Source organism: Scytonema sp. UIC 10036, from assembly GCF_009725235.1.
On sequence record NZ_WJFC01000028.1, the window covers coordinates 61,399 to 75,285 of the forward strand.

General features: G+C 40.1%; 6 protein-coding genes and 1 pseudogene. 2 read left to right on the forward strand and 5 right to left on the reverse strand.

The genetic code is table 11. The annotated features are described in order from the left end of the window. Positions 1 to 37: 37 nt before the first annotated feature. From nifB to F7734_RS15680, 3 genes and pseudogenes are all read right to left on the reverse strand, one after another. The gene (gene nifB / locus F7734_RS15670) at positions 38 to 1,498 is read right to left on the reverse strand and encodes a nitrogenase cofactor biosynthesis protein NifB (RefSeq protein ID WP_155745586.1); all 1,461 of its coding nucleotides are present in this window, start codon (positions 1,496 to 1,498) and stop codon (positions 38 to 40) included. A 1,236-nt stretch (positions 1,499 to 2,734) separates the two neighbouring features. Continuing rightward, positions 2,735 to 3,074: pseudogene (locus tag F7734_RS63500) on the reverse strand (transposase); the annotation flags it as partial. A gap of 127 nt (positions 3,075 to 3,201) precedes the next feature. Further along, a complete protein-coding gene (locus F7734_RS15680; RefSeq protein WP_155745587.1) occupies positions 3,202 to 5,007 on the reverse strand; it encodes an exo-alpha-sialidase in 1,806 nt (601 codons plus the stop codon). A gap of 1,089 nt (positions 5,008 to 6,096) precedes the next feature. Between F7734_RS15680 and F7734_RS15685 the strand changes: the two genes are divergently transcribed. Together F7734_RS15685 and F7734_RS15690 are read left to right on the forward strand one after the other, a co-directional pair. After that, complete coding sequence (locus tag F7734_RS15685) at positions 6,097 to 7,509, forward strand: phosphatidylinositol-specific phospholipase C domain-containing protein (RefSeq protein WP_155745588.1); 1,413 nt, start codon at positions 6,097 to 6,099, stop codon at positions 7,507 to 7,509. A gap of 760 nt (positions 7,510 to 8,269) precedes the next feature. After that, a complete protein-coding gene (locus F7734_RS15690) occupies positions 8,270 to 9,604 on the forward strand; it encodes a hypothetical protein (RefSeq protein WP_155745589.1) in 1,335 nt (444 codons plus the stop codon). A gap of 186 nt (positions 9,605 to 9,790) precedes the next feature. On the opposite strand, the gene F7734_RS15695 is transcribed toward F7734_RS15690, so the two are convergent. Together F7734_RS15695 and F7734_RS15700 are read right to left on the reverse strand one after the other, a co-directional pair. Further along, positions 9,791 to 10,486, reverse strand: coding sequence for a DUF928 domain-containing protein (locus F7734_RS15695; protein ID WP_347566207.1), 696 nt, complete (start codon positions 10,484 to 10,486; stop codon positions 9,791 to 9,793). Between the two features lie 104 nt (positions 10,487 to 10,590). Next, positions 10,591 to 13,731, reverse strand: coding sequence for a TIR domain-containing protein (locus F7734_RS15700; RefSeq protein WP_155745591.1), 3,141 nt, complete (start codon positions 13,729 to 13,731; stop codon positions 10,591 to 10,593). Positions 13,732 to 13,887: the final 156 nt, after the last annotated feature.

Consider the following 13,887-nt stretch of genomic DNA (forward strand, 5'->3'; position numbering starts at 1 on the left):
TTTATTCAACTAACAACTAACCACCAACAACTAACAACTAACAACTAACAACTTGCAAGTATTGCTTGTAAAACTCAAGAGCCGAGACTTCGATAGAATCGTAAGCTTCATAGACTTGGACTCCAAGGTTTTGCAGTTTTTCTTTAGGACCATCACCAATTTTGGAAACCAGTACTGCTTTACAATCAGCGATGGATTGGATGATATTTTCCAGAGTGGCTTTCTCTCCGTAACCGCCTTGGCAGTAGTGGTCAACTTTGCGATGTCCTACATAGCGAACTGCATGACCGTCAACTTCATAAACCTGGAATTCTTTGGCATGACCGAAGTGTTGGTTAACCAATCCACCACCCTTTGTTGCAACAGCAACTAGGATTTTTGGATTGTTTTGTTGCAAAGCCGAGCTGTTGTTGGTCTCAGCATTTGCCTTGGCTTTAGCTGCTTTCAATTCTGACTTAAACTTCTCAATACCTGCAAGAACTTCTTGGCGCTTTTGTGGATCGTATTCAGGAGCCATCTCCATGAATTTATCCTTGGTAAATTCTAAGCTGCGGTCTTCACCTAATAAACCAACTGCATCTGCACGGCACTGACGGCAATGACGCATCATTTTCATATTACCAGCGCAATTATCTTGCACTGCTTTCAATTCTACAGGTGTGGGACCGCGCTGACCCGTTAAGCCAAAGTGAGTGCCGTGTTCTGGTGCAGAAATTAACGGCATAATATTGTGCAGAAACGCACCTTTTTCACGAATAACTTTATTAACTTCTAATAGGTGCTCATCATTAATACCCGGAATCATCACCGAGTTAACTTTACACAAAATATCAGCTTCTTTCAGGGCTTGCAGACCTTCCATCTGCTTTTCATGCAAAATTTTAACCCCTTCGATGCCTCTATAACGCTTGCGCTTGTAGTGAACCCAAGGATAAATTTTTGCTCCAATTTCAGGGTCCACCATATTAATGGTGATAGTAACGTGGTCTACATTTAGTTGTTTGATCCGGTCAATATATTCAGGAAGCATCAAACCATTAGTTGACAGGCAAAGCTTGATTTCTGGGGCTTTCTCTGCAATCAACTCAAAGGTACGGAAGGTTTTTTCTGGATTTGCAAGTGGATCGCCAGGACCTGCAATTCCCAAGACAGTGAGTTGGGGAATTTTACCTGCAATGACCAGAACTTTGTGTGCTGCTTCCTCTGGGGTGAGTAGTTCGCTGACAACACCGGGGCGGCTTTCGTTCGCACAATCATACTTGCGATTGCAGTAGTTGCACTGAATGTTACAGGCTGGAGCAACTGCAACGTGCATTCTGGCATAATGATGATGAGCTTCCTCACTGTAACAAGGATGGGTTTCGATCCGTTGTTTCAGCTTTTCATCTATTTCCGGAGTTGCGCTGGTACTACCGCATCCACTACCACAACCACTGGATTTAGATTGAGTTGTCTGCTCCGTAATGAGGGGGGTAACGAGTCCTGTTGACTGTGTCATTGAATTTCGCAATCTTTCACATAAAGTCAGGAGTCAAAAGCCAAAAGTCAAAAGTAAAAAGGCAGCCTTTGTACTTTTCAGTTTTAACTTTTAACTGTGTTGCCTGTGGCAGATGTTGTCACAACCTATGTGTTAAGGAATGGAAGCCGCGTATTGGACTTACGCCACAAACCCTTGTTTCTTAGCTGGTGTGTGTCAAAAGCTCTGAGACTTGGGTAAATTGCGGGTCAATCCGCGACTTCGGTTCACAGGGGCATGGTGCTATCTCATCCCTCCACTCACTCTAGTGCGCTGTTGTTAGCGCATTAAGTGTTGGCGATACTTGATTTATATCAGTCGTTTTCAAGGGGGGTGGTGAGTATGCCTCGGATAGAATTTATTGGATTGATTGGTTTTGTACTCAAAACTGAAAACCCAAATCACTACAGCATTTCGGGATTCAAAAAAATTTTTTTCAGGTAGGGGTACTAGAATTTTGGGGTAGGGGTTCTAGTATTTATGGAAATGGGGACAAGTATTTCTGTACTCACCCAAAGTTTCTTCCCAGCAACGGTTTCAGGGAAATCTTAACTTGTTTAGAGCTACTTCATCTTGTACTCAAAGGCTGATGCGATCGCGTAAGAGCAAGCCGTACTCGGCTTATCGCACTTGAAGCATCGCCAAAGGGTAGATTCAGAGCTTGGAAATCTGGAGCAACGTGGATGTGTTTACTCCAGAGATTTGCGAAATTCAATTCTGTATCTAACCTATCATTTTTTTCCCAGGAAAAATGCCGTTCATATTTTTTTAATCCTGCGTAAATTTTTGTGTCCTCCTATCAAACAGCAGATTTTCTCATTAAAATTAGGATGAGCTAAAGCTCAAATAGTTATGAGATTCGGGTTTTTTCTTGCTTTTGGCTGCTTATATTGAGATTTTATACTAGTTAATAGGGTTTGAACAAACCCATTTTGTCAAAATGCCTAGCGAATGGAATTCGCGGCTATAGAAAAGAAGTCCGCCTGCGCGGACTTCTTTTCTCGTTCCCAGGCAGAGCCTGGGAATGCATTCCTAGAGGCTCTGCCTCCAGTAATAAGATCGAGGCGATCGCAGCCAGAGAGATTGCTTTAGGGATTTCCAAGAAATAAATTGTCCATCTTGTGGGACGGGCGTCTCGCTCGCACCACAAGAAATTTTGGGAGATTTTTTTATTTGGAAGTCCCTTACTCCGCTATCACCGCATTTGCAATGACACACCTACAAGATTTGAAATTTTGCTTGACAAACTCCGACATTGAAAAAATCTTGCTCCTCGTCACAACAGGTCACTTCTGGAAATAAAGAAGGAGCCAATGTGCCGTTACGTGCAGTACCTACAGCGTTGGTCATAAATTTCCAAGATGTTGCGATGTTAAAACTTAAGGGTAGTCACAACAGTTAGCATTCGGGCAACAAAAGTACTACCGGCTTGCGTTTGGCTGCCAAAACTAGTACGTCGCTAGATGACCGCAGGAAGTATTGCTCTTTCTGCAGCATTATTCGTTGGTTCTACACCCTCAACATCGACAAACAACCATAAAGCAGGTTCAACTTGTAAAGAAAACAGCCTTGCTGGAGCAGATGGCATTGATGGTGCAATATGGTGGGGGCTTCAACCCACCACGCGACTTCCGCTCAACGGGGGTTCCTCCCGTTGAGCACCTGGCTCACTAATTGTTCGCCATCTAGCCGTCTAACTGCATAACATTTATAGATTGGTTTTTACCTGTCCATCCCAATAGCAGATTCTTGTCAAACACAGCCAAAGAAGGGCCAGCAGAAATGCTTTCTTCTGCCCTTACATTAGACCAGTTTTTGCCATCACTAGATGAGGTAATACAAAGAGATTTGTCTGCATCAGTCGCTCTAAAAGCTAAAAAAAGTTGGTTGTTAAACACAGTCAGACAAGGGCCAGCAGAAGTGGTTTGTCCTGGCACTCTCTGTCCGTTAGACCAGTTTTTACCATTACTAGATGTAGCAATACAAAGAGAGTTCTCTGCATCAGTCGCTTTGAAAGCTAAATAAAGTTGATTGTTAAACACCGCCAAAGCCGGGGCAGCAGAAGTGGTTTGTTCTGGCACTCTCTGTGCCTCAGACCAGTTTTTGCCATCACTAGACGAAGTAACCCAAATATAATTGGCGGCTTCATTCGCCTTGTAGGCTAGATAAAGCTGATTGTTAAACACCGCCAAGGCAAACTGTTCAGGAGTTGATTGCAAGGGAATTGCCAGTTTAGACCTTTCAATCGCAGCCAAATGTGCTTCTGCTACTTCTGATTCTTTGTAGTTTTCATGACCGTCAATTATCTCTCGGCAGTCAAGACTAACAAAGCGCTTACCATAATCTCTGTAATTGACTTTTTTACCCTTCTTTAGGGTCAAAATCTTATAATTACCTGATAACCCCAGGAACCCTTTTTGTCCCATAGTGTCAAATACATTGACACTCTTTAATGTCAAATCCTTATCAGTGTAGGTGCATACTATTGGGCCACTAACCCATCTATTAATTTGACTTTCCTCTAATTTTGCGTCAAAGTCACTTATTGGTAAGTAATCTAGTTTAGGGTTAGCAGATAATGGAGATTGAATAAAAAAGACCGTTTTTATAGGTGCTGCTAACTCATTTAGCGCTCCCCTAATCACAACAGTACCCAGGCTATGAGCAACAAGGTGAATATTAAGTTTATTATGTTTAGTTGCTAGAGCATTTAAAAAAGAAGCAACTCCTGTTTTACCAAGAGATGCTGCTCTCAATAATGCTGTGTCAAAATTAGTCCATATTGGTAACAACAATTTAGCTAAATCATCTCCTAGAGAGAAACTAGCAATTGCTGAAGGCCATATAACTCCACATACTGCAATGCTCTCATGATTATAGCCCTTGCATTTTTTAATCTGTTCTAAATATCTTTGGTAAATATCCGTTGCTTCTTTTCTTGTATTGTTCATTCCATGAATGAAAACAATCAAATCAGTAACTTCTTTTAGATTATTTAATTTACTAATTACTTTATCTGTCAGTTTCGGCTCAATAAGTTGACCAGCCTTATTAAATTCAACTTGTATGTAGGGATAAGAATAATCTTTAATGTTGCGAACTAAATTGTTTATTGATACTTCGATATTCTTTGATATAATATCGCAGTCAATAGATAATTGCTCGTCCTTATAATCAATACAATCGCATATATACCCAGTTTTCACACTAGCTTTAAATTTTATTTTAGCTAACTCTTTTGCTGTGGAAACTTCTATCAACTTCATTGTAAACTCACTATCTTGAAAAGCACATGAGCCACTAGCTTCTGCTTCAAGGTACTGCTTACCTCCTTTGTATGGCAATTCTGTTTCTCGAGGTATCAATCCAGAAATAGGTTCGAAATTTGATCCCTGGTCGCCACCTCTAAACATACACACGACATTTTCATAGGAAATTTTTAGATTGATTCCTGAATTATTTTTAATGGAAATGTTAGTACCTAAACCCATTTTTACCTCTCGTTCTTTACGCTAAATGATTCTCAATTTTCAATTATCTTAAGTGAATTATCTCTTAATTAGCCTTCTTCTATTGATGTTTAGATGAAACAGTTTTGTAAAATGTACCAACCTTTGAATTAGGCAATTAGTAATAATTCAGGATGTGGTCATCGCCCTTAGCCATCAAGTTATTACATTACATATAATTGCTTGATTATTCACCAGTATTTTTACTGAAAATATACATAGCTGAGGCTATCCAGTTTTTCAACAGGATATTTACCTTTTTAACAACAGGCTACAAGAAGGTCAAGGAAGAGGCAGCTTTGCTGGGAGCAGGGAGCGGAGAGGAAACTCCACAAATAAATATGTTCGCATGAATGGGGGATGAGGGGTTTGGGAGAACTTCCACGAATAAATTCGGGGGCGCTATACCGATTGCACTTGTAGCGGGGGCTTCCCCAAAAAGAGGACTTGGAGCAGGGAGCTTCGGAGCAGGGAGAAAACCCACACCTTGTCAAGAACTGCACCCCTGCATGGTTCGGTCAATAGGTTAATAAGTACTTGGGGTTGACTCTACCCTTCCTGGGGAAGATTAGCTGTGCTTCTAACGTGGGCGCGATCAAAGAGAAATTTTTCAGATGCACCAGTTTTTCTACCTCACTTTTCGGAGAACAACAATCGCTTTACCCTAATTTTGCTCTTAACCGAGAGGTATTGAGGGTCTGTGTTCAAGCACACCCCTTATTTTTTCGTTGACGCTGCGGCTATTTAGTCTAAACTCCAGTTTACACAGTGATAGCAATTATTAAGAAATAAAATAAATCTATATTTTTTTTTCAGTATAAATACTGTAGACTTAGCAACTTAATAAATTTAATCTGTTTGTTGGAGATGATTGAAAACAAAAGATTTTAGCTCTACAAGTTTAGTTATAGTAACATCAACACAAAGTAGAAACTATTATAAAGCAGGCTTTTTAGCAATCTTAAATAGTTACTTTAGTGAGACTATGAACTACTAGCTTTTTACTCATCTCTTAAATCCTCTCTTAATTAGATGAGGTTTTTTAGTGTATAAACCTAAATAGAGAAATTTATGACAATGGAATTAAATTTAGCCAAGTGGATGGCTCTTTTAAATGACTCACTACAATTGAGTGAATTTACTATCCCAGGAACTCATGATACCTGTGCTTTACATAATAAATTGAGTATTGGTTTCGCTAAATGTCAGTCAATGACATTAGAAGAGCAGTTAAATACAGGAGTGAGGTTTATAGATATTAGATGCCGACATATAAATAACATTTTTGCCATACATCATGGGCAGATTTACCAAGAATTAAACTTCGACAGTGTACTTAATACCTGTATACAATTTCTGGAGAAGAGTCCTTCTGAGTGCATTATTATGTCAGTTAAGGAAGAGTACGAGTCGGAAAATTGTAGCAGAAGTTTTTCCGAAACATTTGATTCGTATATTCAAAAAGATAAGTGGTATGTTGGCGAAACTATACCCAAACTTAATCAGGTCAGAGGCAAAATTGTATTAATAAGGCGGTTCCCCGATCCTAATATCTACAAAGGTATTGACGCTTTTAATGGTTGGCCAGATGACACAACAGGACAGACAGGTAATAAACTATTAAAAGTACAAGATGAGTATAAGCTTAACCTAATTAGTGGTACTTCGGGCAAATGGGAGAAGATAAAACAGTTGCTAGATGAGGCGGATTCAGGTAGTAAATCTGTATTGTATATAAATTTTACAAGTGCAACGAGTATAACAACTACGCCTGAATCGGCAGCTATGTATATAAACCCAAAATTAAACTGTCATATAGTGAACAAGGGTAACAGCAGGCTAGGAATTGTTGCAATGGATTTTTGCAATTCTATTCTTCATGAAAACCTTGTCAATCTAAATAGTCCTTATAGCCGTTATAAACCAGTAAATCTTGGCGGACACACAACTATTTCTAGTCCTTTTGTAGCTGGAGATTACGTTTATTTTCAAGGCGATGATAATAAGCTGTGGAAAGTGAAAACTGATGGCAGTGGCACTCTACATATTGGCGGACATAGAACTAAGTCTAGTCCTTTTGTAGTTGGAGATTATGTTTATTTTCAAGGCGATGATAATAAGCTGTGGAAAGTGAAAACTGATGGCAGTGGCACTCTACATATTGGCGGACATAGAACTAAGTCTAGTCCTTTTGTAGTTGGAGATTATGTTTATTTTCAAGGCGATGATAATAAGCTGTGGAAAGTGAAAACTGATGGCAGTGGCACTCTACATATTGGCGGACATAGAACTAAGTCTAGTCCTTTTGTAGTTGGAGATTATGTTTATTTTCAAGGCGATGATAATAAGCTGTGGAAAGTGAAAACTGATGGCAGTGGCACTCTACATATTGGCGGACACACAACTAAGTCTAGTCCTTTTGTAGTTGGAGATTATGTTTATTTTCAAGGCGATGACAATAAGCTGTGGAGACAATTGTTGTAAGATCAGATTCGTAAAGAAAATCTAAAAGAGTGTCACCCAGACAAATTATCGTCTGGGTGACACTCTTTTTTTACTCACTTAAATTTTAAAGCCGACAACTTTATAGCAAGGCTTTTAAGCTCCAAAAAGTACAATTTAAATGCGCGACAGCTTATAAGCTACTTTCAGATCCTCGCACTCCTAAGTGAATGAAGGCTATTCAGCTTCCCAAGACTTGTTAGCCTACTAAACAAGTCTTACCTTTTTATGGTCTTTTTTTTATTGAGGTATTGAAACAAAAAATTAGTTTAAATACAGTAAAAATACTGAGGTAACTAGCAAGTAACTGCATTTAAACTAGTTTTGAAAAGTTAATGGTAAAGGGTGTAACAATCATCACAACACAAAACCAAGTTAAGCTTACAATTTTGATCGCATAAAAATTTTGCTGAGAATTGTATACTCCCCACAGTTATAGATTGCGCTTTTGAAGCCAAACCCAAGGGTGCAATGCATTGCACCCTTACAAAGAGTGTTGTTCATTTCAATGCTCAGCTTATGACCGTGCAAAGTATAGCTTATTATTCAAATTCTCAAGCAATCTCTGAAGCGTAATCACGAATTTTGGCGTTAAATAAACTTTCGTAGTATTGATGTAACGCTGCTTATCTCGGTTTAAAGTTCAATTTATTCACACTCTGTACCTAGCATCGCAATACAATCTTAGACATACTAGGGTTGTGGTTCAAGCATTCTTGTCCAATTTCGCACAAAACCATTTATGATTATCAACCCTACTGCTACCGAAGCTGTCGAACAAAACACTATCTCTGCATTGGAGAATCTCTCAGTAGATATTCCCGTTCCAGTTGCTGAAATTGATACTGTAGCTAAGATGCTTTGGGAAAAGTATAAAAACGAGATTCGTAACAAAACAGACCGACAAGAAGAAAACAAGGAGGTTCCGTACACATATCCCATCAAAGGTGGTGACCATACTACAAACGTGCGGACTATCTCCCAAAACGGTCGGACGATGCGTTTTACAGTAGAGAAAAAAGGCGCAAAGCCAGAGAATGGTTACCCTGTCTTTATTGCGCTTCACGGTGGTGGAGGATGTCCAACAGAGGATAACAACGGTTTATGGAAAGATATGCAGACCATTTGGTCTGGGGATGTGAACCCTGGTATTTACATTGCTGTGCGAGGAATCACAGATACATGGAATTTGCATTTTCAACCAGAATCGTTCTCTATGTACGACCGTTTGATTGAGAATGCGATCGCTTTTGAAGATGCCGATCCCAACGCCATTTATCTTATGGGTTTTTCAGCAGGCGGAGATGGGGTGTATGACATTACCGCTAAAATGGCTGACCGCTTTGGTGCTACCAATATGATGGCAGGGCATCCCAATAGTATAAGCATTGACAACTATGCCAACGTGCCATTCCTTATCCAAATGGGAGAGAAGGACACGGAGTACAATCGCCACCTTGAAGCAGCACGTTATGACGCTTTGTTAACGAGTGCAGCCAAGAGCAAAGGCTATGGATATATACACGAAACCTTCATCCATCCTAATGGAAGTCACAATAGCTGGCAGGAAAAAACGTATATTTCATGGTCACAACCTAATGATGTAATTGATGATATTGCTGCTTGGTTAGCTGCTAATGGCTCCGGAGGCGCTATTGTCAAGAAAAATACTGCTAGTGTTACCTGGATGCTACAACACAAAAGGAATCCTTATCCAAAACGAGTGATATGGAACACCAAAGTTTTGGCTCCTCAGCGCAAAATTAAGCAATTCTATTGGCTTAATGCAGGAACTATGCTCGATGGCTCTACCTTGGATGTTGAACTTGAAGAAGGAAGCAATTCTATCAATATACGTGAATCAGGTAATTATGTAGGCATACTGCTCAACTCAAAAATGGTAGACTTCAACAAGCCCGTTAACATTATCAAGAATGGTGAAGGTGTCGGGGTTCAAGTTACACCATCGCTCAAAAAAATGGTTCAAACCTTAGTGCATAGAGGAGATCCCAACTACATTTTCCCTGCAGAAATCATATGGGAAAACATCAATGGTGAATTGAATATTAGTGTTTAGTTTTCTAACTAGCAACGACTAATTTTTTCTTTTTGACCAATGTATACTCAAATCTGGCATATGGAAATATGAATGTCAGAACCATAACCACTTAATTAGGACTCAATACTGCAAGGGCTGAGAATTTTTGTAGGTTGGGTTTCGTTCCTCAACCCAACCTACGTGTTTTCGTATTTTTTTGATTTACTACTTTTTTAGTTGGAGTTCATAAACAGGGGAGTTAGCAAATTCCTGAAGCTGAAAAAGTGATAATAAATTAGCCCATTCTTGCTGATAAGCAGTACGGGTGTGAGCTAATTGACTAACAGTTTCATACCAAATATTATTTTCTGCATAAGGAATGTACTGTGGTTGCTTTCCTGGTTGCTGTAGATTTTTTACTATCTCAGAACTAGGTTCAACTCGCTGAATCCAGCCATTAACACTGATATTGGTATTAAGTCCTTGAGCGTTAACACAAGTAATATTGAAATACCAATAGTATTTTTTGCCTACTAATAATGCTTTTTCTGTAGGGGGTAAACTAATGCTGACAATGCCTTTTTTTTCTGGTAAAGAGAATGGTAATGGCTTTGTCAAAACAGACCGTCTCTGCTCATCCAATAATCTAAATTTGGCTGGAGGCGACTGGGAATCACCATCAAAGGGTAAGTAAAACCAGAACTGGGGGTAGGCTTGAGTAGTCAAACCTCCATTGTTCTGAGGAACTAAGGCAATCAGATTGTCCCCATCGATTTGAGAGCATTGAGATCGCGTCGCTCCTCCGCGTGAACGTCCAGAAGCATTTCCCTCGCCTCTGGAACTATTAAACATCTGGCCAATACGCTCAACAACATTCTGTGCTTGGGCTTTGTGAACAAAAATAGGCGACAAAAAATTCACATAAAAAGCAGTTGTTACAGAGCTGATCAAAACAGTTGACTGTCGAATTGATAAGTGGGGACGGAGCATTTTGCAATTACCTCTTAGTTTGCTGATTTTTTGATTTAACTTTTACGGAGCTTATCAGTTAAGTATATTACTATTCCTCCAGAAATGAGTACTGCTAAAACTGGTAAAACAAAAGGTATCCAGCCGCTTTGACTCACCAAAATTACTGAACATATAATGTATAAAGTTCCAGTATAACCTACTACAGCTATACCGATATAAAGATTGCGGTTCAATCGCCAACAGACAAGACCACCTACCAAAGCCCAACCAAACATCCAGATTGTTTCATAACCAAGAGGCCACCACCAGATGAGGGAGCGATTATCTAGGGTCGCACTGAGGATCTGGCTGATCATTTGCCCATGCAAGGTTACTCCAGCAACGTCACCATATGGTGTACTCCAGTAATCAGCTTGTCTGTTTTGCCTGTCAGTAAAGCCAATCAGTACAATTCGATTTTTAATTTGTTCAGCAACAACTTTATTGTCCAAAACCTCCAAAATATTGACTCTAGGCGCAAAATTACTGGGGTCGCCGCCAAAGGTACGATATTTGAGCATCGTTTGATAACCTTGAAGCTGATGATCCATGTTTTGGTAGCCACTTCCCAGTCCCAGTAGTTGAGGAATCACAGTTTTACCAAACTGCATAGGCTGGTCATATTGTTTGGTTTGGAGATTTAGCGGAGAGGTGAAAGACTGACCTTGGGCTTGGAGGTAGCGACGAGCAATGACTAAACTCAAAGCTTCTCTTGTCTGACAATATTTCAGGTCTGGCTTTTGCATCAAGTATTGTCGGCGCACATAACGACCACCTTTAGCATCATCATCAACCAAGTCACTAAAGCCAACTTGTTCTAGCGGGACTTCTGGCGCTTGTTTAAAGCCAAGAATTTTTTCACCCCGGCTATTTTCATAACTGTTTTTACAAACTGATATGAAGTTTTTCGTTTGCTGCAAACGTTGTTTTAGGCTACCCTCAGCCGGAAAATCACGTATAAAATCCAACCCAATCATACTAGGTTGATGTTGGGAAAGATTTTTGAGTAAATCGTCTAGAGCTGCATCAGGAATGGAACCTCTACCACCCGGATATCTCCCGCTTTCATTCAACTTTTCCAGACTTTGGGGATCGACATCGACCATTAAAAATCGTTCGTCCTTTGGTTCATCAGGGCGTAAGGACATCATCTGGTCATAAGCGGCTAGTTCTAAAGGCTGGGTGAATCCGAGAAACCTAGCAATAAACATTAGCGTTGTCACAGCCAAACTAGTCAGCAGCACTGTGCGGGGCTTGATTTTGCGATAGGGGAGAGCGCGACTGGCTGCAAGATACTCTAGTTGTAGATTGGTGGGGGCTGGTTGTTTGTCAACAGACTGCTTCAACCATTCCTCAGAGGCGACTAAATCTTTACCCCGTAGCAAAAAACTATCGTCACGTTTAGCATCATCCCACTCTTTGGCCTTGAGGAAAAGCCGAGTATGCGATCGCACGTAATCTGGATCTGCATCTAATGTTCTAGTTAATTCCCCAAATTTTGTCAAAAAGTCTGCACCATGCTGACAAAAATCAATCCACTGCACCTTTGCCAATTCTGGGAAAAGATCCCCAGAATTAATTTCCCGATACAAAACAGTAACAATTCGCTTATGCAAACTCATTGCATACTCTACTTCAACCTTGCAGTAGGGTGAATTGATAGAGTCTGGCGAAATAATAAATAAGAAGTTATTGGCGCTTTCTATCCCTTTATAAATTTCTTGCTCAAAGTCAGTCCCAGAGGCGATACTTTCTTGATCGAACCAAGTTGTCTTGTTTTGAATTTGTAAGGTATCGTTAAGCTTGCGGGCAAAATCAGAATCAGCGCGAGAGTAAGAAATAAATACATCTAGTGCTACCAGAGGCGGTTGCTTGAGGCTTTCGCTGATGAACTCTACTTGCAAAGGTATAGGCAGATGTTGGGTTTTTTGTTGAGCTATTTTTAACCAAGCTTCCGCCTCTCGAAGATTATAACCCCGCAACAAAATACTAGAATTGCGTTTTTGTCGTTCCCACTTCAGAGTTTTTACTAATAAGATTTTATGCTGTTCGTAGTAAGCTGCATCTTGATTCAGTACATTAATTAGCTTGTCAATATTAGCATCTTGCTGTTGTGGATCTGTCAAGTCGATGAACTGTATGGTACGTAATTCAACGGGAACCTGCTCTATGTCTACTTGTTCAATTAACAGAGGAATGAGCCGTTTTTTCAGAGAGAAAGCATGAGACAGTTCCATTTGACAATATTCTGATTGTAAAGAGGCTGGTGACATCAGAAACACCAAATTGTCTGCTTCTTCAATACCTCGATAAATTGACTCGACAAAATCCGCGCCAGACTGAATATCTGTTTTGTTTGTCCAAACCGTGAAGCTTTCTCGCATCAAGCTTTTGGCAATTTTTTCCATAAATGCCCTCTCTTTTTCTGAGTAAGAGAGAAATACCTGAGCCATCAGGTTGTTAGCATTTTTTGTACTCTGACATATAAAAGCACAGTGTAAATCTGTTAGTTCACATGGTGGCTGCTCATCTTTAAACCGAATTTTTAACCATTTTTCAGCCTGTACCCGCTCGTCACCAATTAACAAGTATTGTGAGTGCTGTTGCTGTCGCTCCCACTCCAAGGCTTTGGCTAAAAAGTAGGTGTGTTGATGCACGTAATCTTGATGGCGGGAAAATAGCTCTAGCAGTCCCGCAAAGGATTTCTCAAAGTCATCTATACCTTCACGGAAGTATACCCAGTTAATCTTGCCAATAGCTGGGTGCATATTGGGAAAACTAGAGTGTAATCCCTTGGCTCTATATTGTTCCCACTCACTAGCATCTCGTCCAGGATTGCGTTCTTGCCAAGTTTGCTGGGTAATTTGCTCTACGTGCAGCAAGGGAATAATACGTTTGTTACGACGGAGTGCTAACTCTATTTCTTTACCACAATAGGGGGAGTTAATGGAGTGGGGGGCAATGATAAACAGAAAATTGTCAGCTTTCTCAATTCCGTCATCTATTTGATTTTGAAAGTCAACACCTAAAGGGATATCATTTTGGTCAAACCAAATGTTGAACCCTGCTTCCATCAGTCGCTGATACAGCTTAGTCGCAAAGGCTTTACTATCTGCTCTTCCGTAAGAAATAAAGGCATTTTTAAAGTTATTCATATTAGGTAAGTAGTTGCACTTAAATAATTGTTCTTGGGCTAAGACAGGAGGCACACTTCTCTACAAGACACTCCGCGAACGACTGCGCTCAGTAGGCAGGAGGCAAGAGGGAAGAGGTTTTTAGCTTCTTGACTAGAAGTTTTGCAATTCAGTTTA